Raw genomic sequence first — 18,261 nt, 5'->3', positions numbered from 1 at the left:
TCTGCGTCACCCGAGCCGGCGCAGGATGTGGTCGCGGGCCGCGCGATCGCCGGGGCCGCCGCGCTCCGCGAGGCGTTCCGCGACGTATCGGCGGTGGTCCTCGTCCACGTTCCCGCCGTACTTGAACTTGCCGTTGACCTTCTGGACGGTCAGCCGGAGGCCGCGGATGCCCGGCAGGCGCCGGTGATGCTCGGCGGGGTCGGCGAGATCGTGGTCCAGCCGCGCGAGCTGGGCCCGCAGGATGCCGAGCTTCCCGTCGGGGTCGTCGACGATCTCCGCGTGACAGACCAGCTGGACGGCCGCGTAGTAGGTCGTGGGGACACCGAGCCGGGGCTCCTCGCCGGTGCCGGGCAGCGCCTTCCACGCCCCCTCGACGTACGCCCAGTCGCCTGCCACGGCCATGACCACGGTGGGGTTCTCCTCGATCGCCGGCCAGACGGGGTTCGGCCGGGCGAGGTGCAGCAGGATCGTGGACGCGTCGGTGAGGAGGAACTGCGTCGGCACGACCACCGGCACGTCGCGGTCACGCCCGGAGGCGATGAGGTGGCCGAACTCGTTCGCCCGGACGAAGGCCAGCGCCTCCTCGTCCGTGCCGGCGTCCCAGGGGTGGATGAGCACGCCCTCACTCAACCACACCCCGGCCTGCCGGTCCCGCGCGGGCCACCGGGATCACAGGCGCCGGAGAAGCAGGGTGACGAAGCCGAGGGCGCCCCGGTAGCCGTTGAGCCACAGGTCGCGATGCTCCCTCATCACGGCGAGGGCCTGCTCGCCGTCGGGGCCCGGGTTGTCCGCGGCCCAGCGCGCGAGCGTGCCGGTCCACGACCACTCGTACTCGTCCCACTCCGCCAGGTCGCTCACGTGGGCGTAGACGGTCAGCCACCCCTTGGACTCGGCGCGCTCCACCGTGCCCGCGAGATCCGGATATTCGCCGACGGCCTCGGCGATCTCGGGAGCGGGAGTGCGTTCCCAGTAGCCCTCCCCCACGAGTGCGAGGCCGCCAGGCCGTACGAACCGGGCGAGCATGTCCATCGTCTCCGCGAGCCCGCCGAAGGCGTGCGTCGACCCCACGCACAGCGCCAGGTCGTACGGCTCGGCGGGCGTGAAGGCGTCGGCGGGCATCGTGTGCAGCGTCAGCCGGTCGGCCAGTCCTCGACCGACGGCCGCCTCGTTCGCGGCCGCCACGGCGTGCGGCGAGATGTCCACGCCGTCGGCGCGGGCGGACGCGACGAGTTCGAGCGCCCGGAGCGACCACTCGCCCGCGCCGCATCCCAGGTCGAGGACGCGGGCTCCCTCCGGCAGCGCGGCGCGGCGCAGCAGCCGATCGAGATTGGCGGCCGAGACGGGCGCGGCGATGGGGTGATCACGATGGGCGATGGCGCTGAGCTGTTGTCGATCCACGTCGCCATCCTGGCAAGCCGGATGAAGCACCCGCATCCGCATTTGTCTCCCGGGCGGCGGTTCAGCCGGTCCAGGAGCTGTTGAGGAAGGACATCATCATCGGCACCATGAGCGGCCCGATCACCGCCGCGTAGAGGATGATCACCGATCGGTACCGGGCGCCCGCCCTGCCGATGAGCACCCACAGCGGCCACCAGAGCAGCACCGACCGGGGGATCGACATGTAGAACGAGGAGGTGGCCAGCGCGCCCAGTTGCAGCCCGACGTAGACGAGTTCGGCCCACCGGCGGGCGAGGAGCAGCCAGACGACCAGCAGCACCCCGACGATCACCGCGGCGATCTCGAGACGGAACATCGGCGCGAACCCCTCGTCGCCGCCGGTCGAGTCCCACGTCGTGCGGAACGCCTGCCAGGGCCAGACCAGCTCGCGGCCCCATCCGGTCTGCTGCGCGTTGTTCCAGGCCAGCCAGTCCCCCGTACGGGAGTACTGGTAGGCGGCGTATGCGAGGATCGGCGCGAACGGCAGCGCCAGCCAGGCCCCCCGCCACCAGCCCGCCCAGCCGTCCCTGCGGGTGCGGCTCACGACGAACTCGACGATCAGCGCGGCGGCCAGGAACAGGCCGGTGATCCGCACGCAGGACGCCCCGGCGGCCAGCGCGCAGGCCAGCGGCCACGCCCGGCGGCGGGCGGCCAGCCAGGCGGGCAGCGCGAAGGCGAGGAACAGCGCCTCTGAGTAGCCGGCGAACAGGAAGACGGCGGTCGGGCACAGCACCAGCGCGAGAACGGCCCAGCGGCCCGCGCCCGTGGGCCCCTCGAAGTCGGCGAGGCGGGCCAGCGCCACCATGGCCACCGCACCGGCCACGAAGGAGATGATCAGGCCGGCCAGGATCCAGTCGTCGACCACCAGATGGACCAGGCGCATCGCCAGCGGCATACCGGGAAAGATCGCCGGCAGCCCGGGATCGGGCTCCTGACTCGGATCGCCGTCGTACCCGAACTCCGCGATCTTGCGGAACAGGCCGACGTCCCAGTGTTTCCACCGCTCCAGCAGCGGGGCCCGGTTCTGGCCGGACACGATCAGCGCGCCGTAGAGCGCCGCGAGGATCATCCCGGCCCTCGTGCCCACCCATATCAGCAGCGCGTCCCGGACGGTGGCGCGGCGCCACAGCGGTACGGCGGCGTCCTCGCCGGCAGGAGGGCTCGCCTGACCGGAGGCCTCCGCGTCCGGCCCGGCCGGCTCCCTGCTTTCCGGGTGGTGCTCGGCTTCCTGCGCGGCAGCCGTCACGTGCCGTCTCCCCTCGCGCCTTCAGGCCCCTGCCGCGCGGTACGCCCCTCCGCTCGAAAGAGGGGGAGTCCCCGAACCGCCGCATGATCAGCCGGCCGGTGGGCGGCGATCGGCGCCCACGAGCGGAATGATGGCAGGGACCCGCGACCCGCGCCAGGCGACGTCGGCGCCGCGCACCCGGGCGGCCCGTGACCTCGGCGTCGCCGCAGTCAGTCGCCGCATTCGGAATGCCCGGCGACCGGCACGCCCGTGAAAGTTGCAGGGCCCGCGGAACGGGAAGAAAGCCGTACGGCCGCTTCACGCGTGAGGATCCGTGGTGCGGAGAGGCGAGTACGAAGGCTCCACGAATGCCGATTGCGTCACCGAGTGATGAACGCCTTGATCCCTACGCGGAGATGTCGGGACAATTTCCCCGCCAGGCGCACCAATTCGCACCCCTTTCACCGCCGTCCGGACGGCGGCGCGTGGCATGCCGCCGTTCCGACCACCGCGACCCACGAGTGAGCGGAGGACGGCGGCCACCGCAGGGTCGGCCAACCCGACGACCCGCCCGACAGGAAGGACCGTGATGAGTCACTCAGCCCAACGCCTGGGCGTGGTCGCCGAATCGGCGCCGGGCGAGACACGGGTGGCGGCCACCCCGGCCACCGTCCCGCAACTGGTCTCGCTCGGCTACGAGGTGGTCGTCGAATCCGGCGCCGGCCTGCGGTCGGGGTTCACCGACGACGCGTACGCCCGGGCCGGAGCGCGGATCGGCGACCGCGAGGAGGCGTGGGGCGCCGATGTCGTGCTGAAGGTCAACGCGCCGGCGGCGGACGAGATCGCGGCGCCGCGCGACGGCGCCACCCTCGTCTCGCTGATCGGCCCGGCCGCCAACCCCGGCCTGGTGGACGCGCTCGCGCGACGGCCGATCACCGTGCTCGCGATGGACGCCGTGCCGCGCGTCTCCCGCGCGCAGTCGCTCGACGTGCTGAGCTCGATGGCGAACATCGCCGGATACCGGGCCGTCATCGAGGCAGCGCACGCGTTCGGGCGGCTGTTCACCGGTCAGGTGACGGCGGCGGGCAAGATCCCCCCGGCCAAGGTCCTGGTGGCGGGCGCCGGCGTGGCCGGTCTGGCGGCCATCGCCACGGCGGCCAGCCTCGGCGCGGTCGTACGGGCGACCGACCCCCGTCCCGAGGTCGCCGAGCAGGTGCGCTCATTGGGCGCGGAGTTCGTCGACGTCGGCGTGGCGCAGGAGTCGAGCGCGGACGGGTACGCCAGGCAGACCTCGCTCGACTACGACCGCCGCGCCGCCGAGATGTACGCCGAGCAGGCCGCCGACGTGGACATCGTCGTCACCACCGCCCTGATCCCCGGGCGGCCGGCTCCCCGGCTGCTCACGTCCGAGCACGTGGCGCTGATGCGCCCGGGCAGCGTCATCGTCGACATGGCGGCGGCGCAGGGCGGGAACGTCGAGGGGACCCGCCCCGGGGAGGTGGTCGTCACCGCGAACGGCGTGACGATCATCGGCTACACCGACCTCGCGGGGCGGCTGCCGGCACAGGCCTCGCAGCTCTACGGCACCAACGTCGTCAACCTGATGAAGCTGCTCACCCCCGGCGAGGACGGCCGGCTCACGCTGGACTTCGACGACGTCGTGCAACGGGCGATGACGGTCGTCCGCGACGGCGAGAAGACCTGGCCGCCGCCGCCCGTGCCGGTGACCGCGGCCCCCGCTCCCGCCGCCGCCCCTGAACGGGCGGCCGCGCCGCCCGCCGCGGGGGGACCGCCGCCCCCGCCCGGCCGCAGGCGCCATCTGGTCACCGCCGCTGTCGCCGCCGTGCTGTTCGTCCTGACCGCGTTCTCGCCGAGCGCGCTGATGGAGCACTTCACCGTCTTCGTCCTGTCGATCGTGGTCGGCTTCTACGTCATCGGCAACGTCCACCACGCGCTGCACACACCGCTGATGTCGATCACGAACGCCATCTCCGGGATCATCGTCGTCGGCGCGCTGCTCCAGATCGGGCAGGGCGGCGCGGTCGTCGCCGTCCTGTCGTTCGTGGCCATCCTGCTGGCGAGCATCAACATCGTCGGTGGCTTCGCCGTGACCCGGCGTATGCTCGGCATGTTCACGAGGAGCTGACCGTGACCCTGACCACGGCCGCGCAGGCCGCCTACATCGTCGCCGCCCTCCTGTTCATCCTGAGCCTCGCCGGTCTGTCCAAGCACGAGACCGCACGCTCAGGCGTCGTCCTGGGCATCTCCGGCATGGTCGTCGCGCTCGCCGCGACGGTCGTCCTCGCCGCCGACGGCAGCGGAGCGCTCGCGGTGACGCTGCTCGTGGTCGCCATGGCGATCGGCGCCGCCGTCGGGCTCTGGCGGGCCCGGATCGTCGAGATGACCGCCATGCCGGAACTGATCGCCGTACTGCACAGCTTCGTCGGCCTCGCCGCTGTCCTGGTCGGCTGGAACGGCTTCCTCCAGGTCGAGCTCGGCGGAGCCGAGGGCGGAGCCGAGAGCGGCGGCGTCGCCGGCACGCTGCTCGGTATCCACCACGCCGAGGTCTCCATCGGCGTGTTCATCGGGGCGCTCACCTTCACCGGGTCGGTCGTCGCGTTCCTCAAGCTGTCGGCCAGGATCGACGCCAAGCCCCTGATGCTGCCGGGCAAGAACCTCCTCAACCTGGGCGCGCTCGCGGCGTTCGCGGCCCTGACCGTGGTCTTCGTGGCCTCCCCCGGCCTCGGGACCCTGGTCGCGCTGACGGTCGTGGCGCTGCTGCTCGGCTGGCACCTGGTCGCCTCCATCGGCGGCGGGGACATGCCCGTCGTCGTCTCGATGCTGAACAGCTACTCGGGCTGGGCGGCCGCGGCGTCCGGGTTCCTGCTGGACAACAACCTGCTGATCGTCACCGGCGCCCTGGTCGGCTCGTCCGGCGCCTACCTGTCGTACGTGATGTGCCAGGCGATGAACCGGTCGTTCCTCTCGGTGATCGCCGGCGGCTTCGGCATCGAGGCGGGCCCCGCGGGCGACCGCGACTACGGCGAGCACAGGGAGATCACCGCCATCGACACGGCCGGCCTGCTGAAGGAGGCCAAGTCCGTCGTCATCACCCCCGGGTACGGCATGGCGGTCGCGCAGGCGCAGTATCCGGTCGCCGACCTCACGCGCAAGCTGCGTGAGCGCGGCGTCGAGGTGCGGTTCGGCATCCACCCGGTCGCCGGCCGCCTGCCGGGGCACATGAACGTCCTGCTCGCCGAGGCCAAGGTGCCGTACGACATCGTCCTCGAGATGGACGAGATCAACGACGACTTCGCCACCACGTCCGTCGTCCTCGTCATCGGCGCCAACGACACCGTCAATCCCGCGGCCGTCGAGGACCCGGACAGCCCCATCGCCGGGATGCCCGTCCTGCGCGTGTGGGAGGCGGACAACGTCGTCGTCTTCAAACGGTCGATGGCCACGGGGTACGCCGGAGTGCAGAACCCCCTGTTCTTCCGGCACAACACCGGCATGCTCTTCGGCGACGCGAGGCAACGGGTCGAGGACATCGTGGCCGCCCTCTGACCCCTGTAGGGGAATCACCGCCGACGCCGGGCCGGGAGGACGACGCCTCCCGGCCGGTGCGCGCTCAGCCTCGGCCGAAGATCCGGTGCGCCTTCCGGCCACGGGCCGGACCCGGCCGGGCCTGGGGCCGGGGGCACGGCACAGCCGGATGTTCCTCCGCCGTGCCCCCCGCGTCCGCCGCCGGGCCGTCCTCCAGCCGCGCCAGCCCGAAGCCGAGCTGGCTGTACAGCTCCAGCTGGTCGAAGTACTCACGGTGGGTGGCGATCCCGCCGTCCTCGACGAAGGTCGAGCAGGTGGCGCGGAGAGTGATGTGGCGGCCCGTCCCCGCGATCTCACGCCCGTCAGGCAGCAGGAACGGCCCGGTGTGCGTGCCGGTGTAGGTCCACTCCGTGACGGCGGGATTGTCACAGTCGCCGAGCTCGAACCAGGCCGTCACGTGGAAGTCGGGGAACCCCCGGAGGATCTGCTCGTACAACCAGGCGATCTGGTCGTGTCCTTCCGCCAGGCCCGACGGCGCGACGTACACGGCGTCGGGGCGGTAGCACGACAGGATTCCCGCCATGTCGTGCGCGTTGATCGCCTCGGCCAGCCGGTGCTTGAGATCCCAGAAAGTGGACATTGGCACCCTTTGTCCGTCGAGTCTCGGCTTCCCAATCTACGCGCGCGCGAGTCTTGTGCCGTTTCGGTTATTCCTGGGTTGCGCATCGCCCCGGTAAAACGCGGACACCGGGTTGGCGACGCCTCTGCTGGGTAGCCGCCTCACGCATGACGGAGTATGGAATCCACGCCTCCCACGAGCAGATCCCGCCCGCCGATCTCCTCACCGCGATGGTCGCCGCCGAGAGGGCCGGCTTCGCGAGCGCCATGTGCTCCGACCACTTCTCGCCATGGAGCGAGCGGCAGGGACAGTCCGCCTTCGCCTGGTCCTGGCTCGGCGCCGCCCTTCAGGCCACCGGGCTCACGTTCGGCGTCGTGACCGCGCCGGGACAGCGCTACCACCCGGCGATCATCGCCCAGGCGATCGGCACGCTCGGCGCGATGTTCCCCGGCCGGTTCTGGGCCGCGCTGGGCAGCGGCGAGTACAGCAACGAGCACATCACCGGTGAACCGTGGCCGCGCAAGGAGGTCCGCGACGCCCGCCTGCGCGAGTGCGTCGACGTCATCCGCGACCTGCTCGACGGCGAGGACGTCACCCATGACGGCCTGGTCACCGTGGACCGCGCCCGGCTCTGGACCCGCCCGCGGACGCGGCCCCCGCTGATCGGCGCGGCGGTGAGCACCGGTACGGCCGCCCGGTGCGCGGAGTGGGCGGACGGCATGATCACCGTCAACGCCCCCGAGGACCACCTGCGCCAGATGATCGCGGCGTACCGGGACGCGGGCGGACGCGGCCCGGTCTGCCTGCAGGTCCACCTGAGCTGGGCGCCGACCGAGGACGAGGCGGAGGCCGTCGCCCACGACCAGTGGCGCAGCAACGTCTTCGGCCCGCCGGTCAGCTGGGATCTCGAACTGGTGGAGCACTTCGACGTCGTCTCCGAGCACGTGACCGTGGAACAGGTGCGTTCCGTGGTCAACGTCTCCTCCGACCTCGACCGGCACGTCGAATGGCTGCGCGGGTACGCGGATCTGGGATTCGACCGCGTCTACCTGCACCACGTCGGCCAGGACCTGCTGCCGTTCGTCGAGACCTTCGGCGCCAAGGTCCTGCCCCGCCTGCACTAGCCGGAAAACCGGGCTTCGATAACGCCCGCGATCACCCCGCCAGTTTCACTTTATAGCAGATCCGCGCGCCTCATGAGGCGCCGGATATTGCCGCATACTTGCCCGTTGCGAAGCGACCCCCAGGAACGAGGGAGCAAGGGAATTGCGCTACGTGATGGGTTTCGGGGAAATCGACGGGACGAACGTCGCGGACGTCGGCGGAAAGGGAGCGCACCTGGGTGAGCTCTCCGGAATCGACGGCGTCCGCGTGCCGGACGGGTTCTGCGTCACGACGGACGCCTTCCAGCGAGTGGTGGCCGAGGCGCCGTCCGTCGGCGCTCGGATCGACGCGCTGTCGCGTGTGGAACCGGACGACAACGCGACGATTCGCACCCTGAGCGCGGATATCCGGCGCGCGATCGAAGCGGTGGAGATTCCCGGCGACCTGGCCGCGGAGATCGGCGAATCGCTCGCCCGGCTCGGCGACCACGCCTCCTACGCGGTGCGTTCGAGCGCGACGGCCGAGGACCTGCCCGGCGCGTCCTTCGCCGGCCAGCAGGACTCGTACCTGAACATCGTCGGCCTCACGGAGATCCTCCGGCACGTACGACGGTGCTGGGCCTCGCTGTTCACCGAGCGGGCGGTGACCTACCGGCGCAGGAACGGCTTCGACCACCGGAAGGTGCGGATGGCCGTGGTCGTCCAGCGGATGGTGTTCCCGGACGCGGCCGGGGTCCTGTTCACCGCGGACCCCGTGACCTCGAACCGGAAGATCGCCACTGTGGAGGCCGGATGGGGGCTCGGCGAGGCGCTGGTCTCCGGCCTGGTCGCCGCGGACGTCCACACGGTGCGCGACGACCAGGTCGTGACCACAGCGGTCGCCGCCAAGCCGCGGCTCGTCCGGGCGGCGGCGGGCGGCGGCACCGAGGAGGTAGCGGTCGAGCCTGAGCGGCAGAAGCGGCCGGCCCTGACGGACGCGCAGGTCGTACGGCTGGTGCGGCTGGGCCGGCGGATCGAAGCGCACTTCGGCCGGCCCCAGGACATCGAATGGTGCCTGACCGGCGACGACTTCCACATCGTCCAGAGCCGGCCGATCACCACGCTGTTCCCCATCCCCGTGACCGACGACCAGGACAACCACGTCTACGTCTCCGTCGGTCACCAGCAGATGATGACCGACGCGATGAAGCCGCTGGGACTGTCCCTGTGGCAGCTGACGACCCCCCAGCCGATGCACGAGGCGGGCGGACGGCTGTTCGTCGACGTCGCCCCCGTCCTGGCGACGGCCGCGGGCCGCACGCGCATCCTCGACACCCTGGGAAGGTCCGACCCGCTGATCCGGGACGCGCTGCGTAGCATCCTCGACCGCGGCGACTTCATCCGTACGCTTCCGGACGAAGCCTCCGGGCCCGCGCCCGGCGGCGGCTCCCCCGCCCCGATCGAGACCGATCCGGCTGTCGTCACCGAGCTGATCCAGCGCAACCAGGCATCGGTCGCGACCCTGCGGCGCGAGATCCAGGACCTGTCAGGACCGGCACTGCTCGACTTCGTCCTGGCCGACATCACGGAGCTGAAGCGCCTCCTGTTCGATCCGCGCGGCATGCAGGTGATCATGGCGGCGATGGAGGCGTCCTGGTGGCTCAACGACCACATCGAGGAGTGGCTGGGCGAGAAGAACGCTGCCGACGTGCTCACGCAGTCCGTGCCCGACAACGTCACCTCGGAGATGGGGCTGGCGCTCCTCGACGTCGCGGACACGATCCGGCCGTACGCGGACGTCGTGGCGTTCCTGCAGCGCGTCGCGGACGAAGGCCGGGACGGCGACGGGTTCCTGGACGAACTGGCCCGCCTGCCCGGCGGGCCGCAGGCGCGTGACGCCATCAGGGACTACCTCGGCAAGTACGGCATGCGCTGCGCGGGCGAGATCGACATCACCAGGACGCGCTGGAGCGAGCGGCCCGCCACGCTCGTTCCCGCCATCCTCGGCAACGTCAGGAACTTCGAGCCCGGCGCGGGCGAACGCCGCTACGAACAGGGACTGCGCGAGGCGCGGCGGAAGGAGCAGGAAGTGCTGACGCGCCTGCGCGCCCTGCCCGACGGGGAGCGGAAGGCCGAGGAGACCAAACGGGCGATCGACCGCGTCCGCACCTTCGCCGGATACCGCGAATATCCCAAGTACGGCATGGTCAGCCGCTACTTCGCCTACAAGCAGGCGTTGCTGCGGGAAGCCGATCGCCTCGTCCGGGCCGGTATCCTGCGCGAAAAGGACGACATCTTCTTCCTCCGGCTCGAGGAGTTGCGCGAAGTCGTGCGCACCCACGATGTGGACGCCGAACTCATCCTGAGAAGGCGGGAGGAGTTCCGGTCGTACGAGACGCTCACGCCGCCCCGGATCCTCACCTCGGACGGCGAGGCCATCACCGGCCGATACCGGCGTGACGACGTCCCGCCCGGCGCGCTGATCGGCCTTCCCGTCTCGGCCGGGACCGTCGAGGGCCGTGCCCGCGTCGTCACCGACATGGCGCGGGCCGACCTCGAGGCGGGCGACATCCTGGTCACGGCCTACACCGACCCCAGCTGGACCCCCCTGTTCGTCACCGTCGCCGGGCTGGTGACGGAAGTAGGCGGCCTCATGACCCACGGAGCGGTGATCGCACGGGAGTACGGCCTGCCGGCCGTCGTAGGGGTGGAGCAGGCCACCCGATTGATCAAGGACGGGCAACGGATCCGCGTGCACGGCACCGACGGGTACGTCGAGATCCTCGGCTGAGCCGTCGCGACAGGGTCGCAGTGCGAATCAGGGCACGAAAGCGACCGCTGTGATCTCCACGAGCTGGCCCGTGTATCCGAGGCAGGAGACGCCCAGCAGGGTCGAGGTGTGCGGGCCCGCGGCAAGCTCGGATTCGCGCACGACCGCCCACACCCGGCCGAGGTCCTCCTGCGAACTCCCGACGACGTACACCGTGCTGGAGAGCACGTTGCCCAGGTCGCTGCCGATCGCGTTCAAGGCGGTCTGCAGGTTGGTGAGGACCTGCCGGGTTTGGGCGATCGGATCGCCGGCTCCCACGAGGTCGCCGTCCCCGTCCAGTGGCACGGCTCCGGCCATGAACGCCAGGCGCTGGCCCGCTTCGATCACGGCCGCGTGCGCGTACGCCGGGGGTGGAAACAGGGCGGGGACGATCACGCGGTGAACCACCAAGTGCTCCTTGCTGAGATGACCCAGCGATGATCGCTTCATCTGGTCTGCCGTGTCATCTGGTTTTCGCCGGGCCGGCCCCGGCGACGCCCTTCGTCACGACCGCTTGAAGGGCCGGGTCTCCGCTGCCCGGTGACCGCCAGGTGGCGGCGGCGGCTCGGCATCAGCATGGTCGGGTGGGAGACGCTCCAGGCCGCGCCGGCGCAGATCATCTCCTTGATGCGGGCGGCGATCCGGCCTGTGAAGACGGAGGACGTGACCTGGTCGTCGGGGGTCACGCGCTGGACGATCCCGTCACGGCGTCCGATGCTGACGCACTGGAAGGAGTATCCGAGCGTGGTCTCGGGCACCTTGCGACCGGTCAGGCGCGCGGCGATGACGTCGGCCGCCAGCCACGCCATCGGGTTCGCCGACGCGCAGGACATCCGCAGCGGCTTGCCACCCGCCCCTTCGGCGAGCGCGGCGTCGCCGACGGCGTACACATCGGGGTGCGAGACCGATCGCATGCCGGCGTCGACGATGATCCGGCCCGTGTCGGACACCTTGAGGGTGGTGGCGGCCGCGATCGGGTGCACGGTGAAACCCGCCGTCCACACGGTCACCTCGGCCCGGATCTTGCCGCCTGAACCGGTGACGACGCCGTTCGCCTCGACGCCCGTGATGTCGGCGTGGTCGTGGACCGTGATGCCGAGCCGGTCCAAGGCGCCGCGCAAGTGACGCTGGGCCTTGTCGCTGAGCCAGCCGCCGACGCGGTCGCGGGCGGCGATCGCGACATCGAGGTCCGGGCGAGCTTCGGCGATCTCCGTGGCCGTCTCGATGCCGGTCAGGCCACCGCCCACGATCAGCACGGTCCCGCCGGGCCCCACCTCGCTCAGGCGCGCCCGCAGCCGGAGAGCAGCCTCCTTGCCGGCCACGTCGTAGGCGTGCTCCGCGACGCCAGGCACGCCGTGGTCGGCGATGACGCTGCCCAGGGCATACACGAGGGTGTCGTAGGCGAGAGTCTCACCGCCGACATCGACGGTCTTGCCTTCCACGTCGACAGCGGTGACCCGCGCGGTCCTGACCTGTACGCCGGTGCCCGCGAAGATGTCGCGAAGTGGGCGAGGCCGCAGATCCTGTCCGCTGGCGACCTGGTGCATACGGATCCGCTCGACGAACTCCGGATCGCCGTTGACCAGAGTGATCTCGACGTCGTCGCGGTGCAGCCGCTTGGCCAGGCGACCGGCGGTGTTGGCTCCGGCGTACCCGGCGCCAAGAACGACGATGCGGTGCTTCATGGTTCGCTCCTACCTGGTTGCTTTTCACCTCCTGAACCGGACAGACGCGCGATCCCTGACAGGGACCACGTGTGATCTGGATCACCGAATCGCCGGGCACGTTCCGCCCTGGCCGAGGGCCGCTTCCTGTATCTGGTGCGCCACGCCGCATCGTCCGGTGTGACGAGCGGGTTCCGTTCCACTGCCCGTCTCGGCCGGGACCGTCGAGGGCCGTGCCCGCGTCGTCACCGACATGGCGCGGGCCGACCTCGAGGCGGGCGACATCCTGGTCACGGCCTACACCGACCCCAGCTGGACTCCCCTGTTCGTCACCGTCGCCGGGCTGGTGACGGAAGTGGGCGGCCTCATGACCCACGGAGCGGTGATCGCACGGGAGTACGGCCCGCCGGCCGTCGTAGGGGTGGAGCAGGCCACCCGGTTGATCAAGGACGGGCAACGGATCCGCGTGCACGGAACCGACGGGTACGTCGAGATCCTCGGCTGAGCCGTCGCGACAGACCCCGGACTCCAGGGTGGAGTCCTTTTCATCGCCGGCAGCGGTCGTCTCCCCGGCTCGCGGGACGAAACGGCGTGCGGGATGGCGGTAGACGTCGGGGGCGGCGGAGCGCCGGCAGCGGCTTTCACGATTTCAGGGCCATGATGGCGCCTTTTCACAGGCTCGGATGCGTGAGCGCGGTCGACGTCCTTCTGCCCCCGCGACCACCGGGGCCGATGACGTTTCGATGCAGGGCGGCCGTTGCCGCCTGCGCGCGACACGATGCCCCAGCGGCAGATATGACCAGGCCAATCCCGACCTCACACGCAAAAGCGTTCTCCTCGCCGCAAAGCGGATCAACACCCGGAATCTGGGCCAGAACCGATACTGGAGCGCCGCCGTCACCGCCCGCGGAAAACCGCGCACGAAAACGTACGCCGCCAGGTTTCGATGGAAACATTCTCGCGGAAACGCGTGCTTTCCAGTGGAACGCCGAGAAGCCTCACGCGATTATCCGATTGACAGGTCGTCGGAGTGGGGGAGATCGATGGAAGTGCTGCTCGGCAACAGACCCGTCTTCGCCAGCACCGATCTCGACGAGGTCCGTGACGAGGTGTCGAGGATCTTCTGCCCGCATCGGCTGGACCTGACCGGCGCGGCGTCCCTGCTGTCGGCGCGGTTCAACTCCGTCCGGCTCGGCTCGGTCCGGATCAGCTACCTCGACTACGGGGCCGACGTCCGCATCGAACCCGGCGACCTCGGCACCTTCTTCCTGGTGATGATCCCGCTAGCCGGGCGCAGCCTGATCCGCAGCGGGAGCCAGGAGGTCGTCTCGACTTCCGCGACGGCGAGCCTTGCCTCGCCGACGCAGCATCTCGACATGCGATGGGCGGCGGGCACCCCCAAGCTGATCGTCAAGTTCGAGCGCACGGCGGTCGAGCGCTCGCTGGAGCAGATGCTCGGCGAGCCGCTCGACCGGCCGGTCGTCTTCGACCTGGGCGTGGATCTGGCCGCGGGGTGGACGCGCGCCTGGCGGGCGATGGCCGACCTGATCGTCCGCGAGGCCGAGCACGACGACGGGCTCACCGCGCAGCCGCTGGCCATCGCCCACCTGGAGAACGCGCTGCTCACCTCCCTGCTCACGATGCAGCCCTCCAACTACCGGGAACGGCTGACGGCGCCTCGGCCCCCCGTGCTGCCCAAGGTGGTGCGCCGGGCGTTGGAGTTCATCGAGCAGCACGCCCACCTTCCGATCACCACCGAGGACGTCGCACGGGCCGTGGCGGTCAGCGGCCGCTCGCTCCAGGAGGGCTTCCGCGTCCACGTGGGCCGCACGCCGATGGCGCAGCTCAGGGAGGTACGGCTGACCAAGGTGCACGAGGAGCTCGCCGCCGGGGATCCGGCCCGCCACACCGTCACGAACGTCGCCGCCCGCTGGGGCTTCCTCCACCAGGGCCGGTTCGCCGCGCTCTATCGCCAGAAGTACGGCCGGCACCCGTCGGAGACCCTCAGACGCGGCTGAGGCGAATCCCGCGCCAGATGGACGGAACCCGCGCTGAGCGGATGGATCACCGGGCCGCGCCGGCCGTAATTTCCTGCTGAAGCTCAACTTCCAGCGAAAGGAAACACTCTCATGCGCAGAGTCCTCGTCGTCGGTGCCGGTCAGGCGGGCCTGCACCTGGCCATCGGCCTGCTGCAGAACGGCTACGACGTCACAGTGGTCTCCAACCGCACCCCCGACTCGATTCGCGACGGCCGGGTGATGTCGGGCCAGTGCATGTTCGGCACCGCCCGGGCGCACGAGCACACGCTCGGCCTGGACTGGTGGGCGGACGCCTGCCCGCCCATCGAGGGCATCGAGTTATCCGTCCCGAGCCCCGCGGGCGGCAAGGCTCTCGGCTGGGCGGCCCGGCTGAGGACTCCCGCCCTATCGGTCGACCAGCGGGTGAAGATGCCGGCCTGGCTGGACGAGGTCGAACGGCTTGGCGGCAAGCTCGTCATCCACGACGCCGGTCCGGAGGATCTGGAGACCTACGCGGCCCAGTACGACCTGGTTCTGGTCGCCGCGGGGAAGGGAGCGATCTCCTCGCTGTTCGAGCGGGACGCGGCGCGCTCGCCGTACAGCACCCCGCAGCGGGCACTGGCGCTCACCTACGTCAACGGTCTCGCCCCCCGGCCCGAGTATTCCGCGGTCTGCTTCAACCTGCTGCCCGGCGTCGGCGAGTACTTCGTCTTCCCCGCTCTGACGCACAGCGGCCCGTGCGAGATCATGGTGTTCGAGGGTGTACCGGGCGGGCCGATGGACTGCTGGGGCGATGTGCGCGGCCCCGCCGAGCACCTGGCGCGCAGCCGCCGGATTCTGGAGAGCTTCTTCCCCTGGGAGGCGGAACGCTGCTCCGGCATCGAACTCACCGACGCCAACGGGGTGCTGACCGGACGCTTCAGCCCCACCGTGCGCCACCCGGTCGCCATCCTGCCGTCGGGCGCGCCGGTGCTCGGGGTCGCCGACGTGGTGGTGCTCAACGACCCGATCACCGGGCAGGGCAGCAACAACGCCGCCAAGTGCGCCGCCACCTACCTCCAGGCCATCCTGGAGCGCGGCGAGCAGCCGTTCGACGCGGCCTGGATGCGGCAGACCTTCGATCGCTTCTGGGCGCAGGCCCAGCACGTCACCCGCTGGACCAACGCGCTGCTGGCCCCGGCCGAACCACACCACCTGGCGCTCCTGGGCGCCGCCGGCCAGGTGCCGGAGATCGCCTCCCGCTTCGTCAACGGCTTCGACGACCCCACCGACTACGCCGAGTGGTTCATGGACGCCGACAAGGCACAGGCCTACCTCGACCGGGCCGCGTCATGAGATCGCTGCGCGACGCGTTGGGGCAGTTCGCCACCGGGGTCGCGGTGGTCACCACCGCGACCGCGAGCGGGGAGCGGGCAGGGGTGACAGTGAACTCCTTCAGCTCGGTCTCGCTCGATCCGCCGCTGGTGCTGTGGTGCCTGTCGGAGCGCGCTCCCAGCGCGCCCGTCTTCCTGCGCGCGGGACGTTTCGCGGTCAACATCCTGGCCGCCGGCCAGGACGAACTGTCGCGGCGGTTCGCGACGCCGGCGCCGGACAAGTTCGCCGGCGTGGACGTGCTCGCGACCCCCACGGGGCTGCCCATGCTCGCCGGAACCCTGGCCACCTTCTCCTGCCGTACGGTGACCGTCCACGCCGGCGGCGACCACCACATCTTCGTCGGCGAGGTGGAGCACCACCAGCGGTCAGGAGGGGAGCCGCTGCTCTTCCACTGCGGCCGCTACCGCGAGTTCGCCTCCTTTCGGGATGGTGAGGAGCGAACGGGCCCCTTCCGCCTCCCGGAAGCCCGGCACCACGGCCTTCGGGGGCCGGGGCGCCGCGACGTCAGCAGGCGGCAAGGATCAGGACCTCGTGGTCGGGACCCAGTAGAGACGCTTCTGCTCGGTGACGTCGAGCAACCGTCCGCCGTTGGCTTCGATGACCCGTTGTGAGGCGATACCTGGATGGCCGGGCTCGGGCCGGAGCGGCGGGCCTGGATGGTCGATCAGGCCGAGGCGGCAGGGCACCCGCTGGAGCGCTTCCTGCCGCCTCCGGTCGCGGAGCCTCCGCACATAGGGACTCTCTGGGGTGTGTAATGCCGGCGTTCAGGTCGCTGACCGCCGAGGCTGCGCTCGAACTCGGAACCGACTACGACCTGGCCGCCGCCGAGGTCCGCGCCCTACTGCTCGAACGTGCCGGCACACGACTGACCGGGTCACTCGTCCTGGCCGCCCCGCGCCGCTATGACACGGGCCCGCAGGCGGGAGATCCGCAGGGTCCGCGTCGCCCACCTCGCCGATCGGATCCCCGTCCGGTCACTCGCGAGCGCACTCGCCGGCGCGGGTACGGACATGCTGGCCGCAGGTGCCCTCCGAGGCCGCCGCCGCGAGATAGCGCAAGGCATCGTCCGGCAGGGCCGCGATCTGTTCTTGAGCGACAGGATCGGGTTCGACAATCGAGTGCACCTACCGCTCGACCCCGCGCTCCGCCAGCAGTTGGCGCCACGTCTTGCCGCTCCGAGGGATCGGTTGGCCGGCTTCGGCCAGTTCCTGGACGTGGGCAGCCCGCTCGTAGACGTCTCCGCGGCCCTGCGGATCTTTGACGGAGTCGCACGCGATCAGCCACCAGGTGTGGATGAACTCGCTCAACCGACCGAGGTCCAAACTGGCGCGAACCTCAGCCAGGACGACGTCAAGACCCGCGTCGAACCCATCCCGGTCCTGAGGCACGACCAACGCCCTACGGATGGCACGCAGATTCTTCTCCGGGAGAGGGCCCTCGGCGTTGAACTCCTGCGGTTGCGCGCTCATGCCGTCAGCGTACGTATAGGCACTTGATGCGGCCCAGGCAAACACAGGACCGGAGGAGGTGATTCGGCCCGCGGGCGGAGGCGCGGCTCCAGGACGTGGCTCCCCGACCGCTTGTAGGGCGGCACGAGCAGCGGCCTCACTGCCTGGCGAGATCGAAATGAAGATCAATGTCGCAGTGACTGTGCCAGCGCCCACCTCCGAGCGCAGGATCTCTTAATGCCTCTCGGCGAGGTCCGGCTCCGCCTCGAACGACGCGAAGAACGGAAGGTCACGCTCCGCCGGGGCGGACTCGGTCAGCCGCTCTCGAACCTGCTCCGTAGCGGACGGCAACTAATTCCTCCGGTGCTGTACTTCCTCGCGGATGACACCCACGCTCCCAGTCTGTTGTCACTAAGGGACGCCGACCATAATTACGGTGTCGAGAGGAAGCCGTGGCGGCGAGATCAGACGGGTCAGAACCCAAAGCAATGGCACGTCGATCGCACGAAGCCCCGTGGCGTGATCGCTACGGGGCTTGTTTGGCTGGTGGGCGGTACTGGGTTCGAACCAGTGACCCCTCGCTTGTAAGTCAACCCAGGAAGGGGCGGGACCAACACCGGCACCCGCCTTGACCTGGGCGTACAGTCCACCGTGGTCCACCGACGTCCGGCCTCGTCCACCGCGATTGTCACCCAGATAGTCACTCATAGGCGTCTGGGATCAGCCGAACGCGCCTCTGCGCTCTCGATCTGTCGCAGATCCATGGGCTGGGATGTTGTCAGCAACAGGGGTCACCCTCCGTCCATGATGCACGGTTCCCACAGTGGCAGGAGTCGGAGGCAGCTCGAAAGCCCGAACCAGAAGTATCTTGCAACGTTCCATCCCTCGGAAGCGATTGACCGAGGGGAGCCAACGGTACCTGTCAAGGTTTCTGAGACAGTGTCCTGCTACTTGGACGCTATGAGCGCTTGTGGGGTTGGTGGGTTGATCCAGGCGGTTGTTGGGAGAGGCGGCGGGGATGGTGGGCTGCCGAACCGTG

Annotated in this window: 14 protein-coding genes and 1 pseudogene; 8 read left to right on the top strand and 7 right to left on the bottom strand. The window is 70.4% G+C overall.

All coding sequences use genetic code 11. From position 1 onward, the window contains the following. Positions 1 to 6: 6 nt before the first annotated feature. The 3 genes from HHX31_RS17190 to HHX31_RS17180 all read right to left on the bottom strand — a co-directional run bounded on the left by HHX31_RS17190 (position 7) and on the right by HHX31_RS17180 (position 2,683). Positions 7 to 618: an FMN-binding negative transcriptional regulator gene (locus HHX31_RS17190; protein WP_169949315.1), complete on the bottom strand. Its 612-nt coding sequence runs from the start codon at positions 616 to 618 to the stop codon at positions 7 to 9. 51 nt (positions 619 to 669) lie between these two features. Further along, positions 670 to 1,398, bottom strand: a complete 729-nt coding sequence (locus HHX31_RS17185; RefSeq protein ID WP_169949314.1) for a methyltransferase domain-containing protein — start codon at positions 1,396 to 1,398, stop codon at positions 670 to 672. Positions 1,399 to 1,459: 61 nt separating this feature from the next. Beyond that, positions 1,460 to 2,683: a mannosyltransferase family protein gene (locus HHX31_RS17180; RefSeq protein WP_311931878.1), complete on the bottom strand. Its 1,224-nt coding sequence runs from the start codon at positions 2,681 to 2,683 to the stop codon at positions 1,460 to 1,462. A 568-nt stretch (positions 2,684 to 3,251) separates the two neighbouring features. On the opposite strand from HHX31_RS17180, the gene HHX31_RS17175 reads away from it, so the two are divergent. Both HHX31_RS17175 and pntB read left to right on the top strand, forming a co-directional pair. Beyond that, positions 3,252 to 4,808: a Re/Si-specific NAD(P)(+) transhydrogenase subunit alpha gene (locus HHX31_RS17175; protein WP_169949313.1), complete on the top strand. Its 1,557-nt coding sequence runs from the start codon at positions 3,252 to 3,254 to the stop codon at positions 4,806 to 4,808. Between the two features lie 2 nt (positions 4,809 to 4,810). Continuing rightward, the gene (gene pntB, locus HHX31_RS17170) at positions 4,811 to 6,229 is read left to right on the top strand and encodes a Re/Si-specific NAD(P)(+) transhydrogenase subunit beta (RefSeq protein ID WP_169949312.1); all 1,419 of its coding nucleotides are present in this window, start codon (positions 4,811 to 4,813) and stop codon (positions 6,227 to 6,229) included. A gap of 64 nt (positions 6,230 to 6,293) precedes the next feature. Here pntB and HHX31_RS17165 read toward each other — a convergent pair whose 3' ends face one another. Continuing rightward, the gene (locus HHX31_RS17165; protein WP_211589853.1) at positions 6,294 to 6,848 is read right to left on the bottom strand and encodes an ester cyclase; all 555 of its coding nucleotides are present in this window, start codon (positions 6,846 to 6,848) and stop codon (positions 6,294 to 6,296) included. A 146-nt stretch (positions 6,849 to 6,994) separates the two neighbouring features. On the opposite strand from HHX31_RS17165, the gene HHX31_RS17160 reads away from it, so the two are divergent. Further along, positions 6,995 to 7,951, top strand: a complete 957-nt coding sequence (locus tag HHX31_RS17160; RefSeq protein ID WP_169949310.1) for a TIGR03885 family FMN-dependent LLM class oxidoreductase — start codon at positions 6,995 to 6,997, stop codon at positions 7,949 to 7,951. A gap of 154 nt (positions 7,952 to 8,105) precedes the next feature. After that, complete coding sequence (gene rph, locus HHX31_RS17155) at positions 8,106 to 10,700, top strand: rifamycin-inactivating phosphotransferase (protein ID WP_169949309.1); 2,595 nt, start codon at positions 8,106 to 8,108, stop codon at positions 10,698 to 10,700. A gap of 27 nt (positions 10,701 to 10,727) precedes the next feature. Here rph and HHX31_RS17150 read toward each other — a convergent pair whose 3' ends face one another. Both HHX31_RS17150 and HHX31_RS17145 read right to left on the bottom strand, forming a co-directional pair. After that, a complete protein-coding gene (locus HHX31_RS17150; RefSeq protein WP_169949308.1) occupies positions 10,728 to 11,126 on the bottom strand; it encodes a RidA family protein in 399 nt (132 codons plus the stop codon). Positions 11,127 to 11,164: 38 nt separating this feature from the next. After that, a complete protein-coding gene (locus tag HHX31_RS17145; protein WP_169949307.1) occupies positions 11,165 to 12,403 on the bottom strand; it encodes an NAD(P)/FAD-dependent oxidoreductase in 1,239 nt (412 codons plus the stop codon). 181 nt (positions 12,404 to 12,584) lie between these two features. Between HHX31_RS17145 and HHX31_RS17140 the strand changes: the two are divergent. The 4 genes and pseudogenes from HHX31_RS17140 to HHX31_RS17125 form a co-directional block, all read left to right on the top strand. Continuing rightward, positions 12,585 to 12,887, top strand: a pseudogene (locus tag HHX31_RS17140) (PEP-utilizing enzyme); the annotation flags it as partial. A gap of 538 nt (positions 12,888 to 13,425) precedes the next feature. Further along, positions 13,426 to 14,400, top strand: a complete 975-nt coding sequence (locus HHX31_RS17135; RefSeq protein WP_169949306.1) for an AraC family transcriptional regulator — start codon at positions 13,426 to 13,428, stop codon at positions 14,398 to 14,400. Between the two features lie 111 nt (positions 14,401 to 14,511). Continuing rightward, positions 14,512 to 15,735, top strand: a complete 1,224-nt coding sequence (locus tag HHX31_RS17130; protein WP_169949305.1) for a styrene monooxygenase/indole monooxygenase family protein — start codon at positions 14,512 to 14,514, stop codon at positions 15,733 to 15,735. Further along, on the top strand, positions 15,732 to 16,385 hold the full coding sequence (locus tag HHX31_RS17125; RefSeq protein ID WP_169949304.1) for a flavin reductase family protein: 654 nt from the start codon (positions 15,732 to 15,734) through the stop codon (positions 16,383 to 16,385). The genes HHX31_RS17130 and HHX31_RS17125 overlap by 4 nt, the downstream gene beginning before the upstream one ends. A gap of 513 nt (positions 16,386 to 16,898) precedes the next feature. On the opposite strand, the gene HHX31_RS17120 is transcribed toward HHX31_RS17125, so the two are convergent. Next, a complete protein-coding gene (locus HHX31_RS17120; protein WP_169949303.1) occupies positions 16,899 to 17,243 on the bottom strand; it encodes a DUF6247 family protein in 345 nt (114 codons plus the stop codon). Positions 17,244 to 18,261: the final 1,018 nt, after the last annotated feature.

Source organism: Microbispora sp. H11081 (assembly GCF_012999535.1).
In the GTDB taxonomy this organism is placed as follows: Bacteria; Actinomycetota; Actinomycetes; order Streptosporangiales; family Streptosporangiaceae; genus Microbispora.
The sequence above is the reverse complement of the archived record's forward strand: the minus strand, read 5'-3'. Positions and strand labels throughout refer to the sequence as shown.

What these genes read in the sequence shown, in the direction of transcription:
- HHX31_RS17175 (WP_169949313.1), top strand. Translation starts at nt 3,252, where the DNA reads ATGAGTCACTCAGCCCAACGCCTGGGCGTGGTCGCCGAATCGGCGCCG.
- HHX31_RS17135 (WP_169949306.1), top strand. Translation starts at nt 13,426, where the DNA reads ATGGAAGTGCTGCTCGGCAACAGACCCGTCTTCGCCAGCACCGATCTC.
- HHX31_RS17160 (WP_169949310.1), top strand. Translation starts at nt 6,995, where the DNA reads ATGACGGAGTATGGAATCCACGCCTCCCACGAGCAGATCCCGCCCGCC.
- rph (WP_169949309.1), top strand. Translation starts at nt 8,106, where the DNA reads ATGGGTTTCGGGGAAATCGACGGGACGAACGTCGCGGACGTCGGCGGA.
- HHX31_RS17130 (WP_169949305.1), top strand. Translation starts at nt 14,512, where the DNA reads ATGCGCAGAGTCCTCGTCGTCGGTGCCGGTCAGGCGGGCCTGCACCTG.
- HHX31_RS17125 (WP_169949304.1), top strand. Translation starts at nt 15,732, where the DNA reads ATGAGATCGCTGCGCGACGCGTTGGGGCAGTTCGCCACCGGGGTCGCG.
- HHX31_RS17120 (WP_169949303.1), bottom strand. Translation starts at nt 17,243, where the DNA reads ATGAGCGCGCAACCGCAGGAGTTCAACGCCGAGGGCCCTCTCCCGGAG.
- HHX31_RS17165 (WP_211589853.1), bottom strand. Translation starts at nt 6,848, where the DNA reads ATGTCCACTTTCTGGGATCTCAAGCACCGGCTGGCCGAGGCGATCAAC.
- HHX31_RS17145 (WP_169949307.1), bottom strand. Translation starts at nt 12,403, where the DNA reads ATGAAGCACCGCATCGTCGTTCTTGGCGCCGGGTACGCCGGAGCCAAC.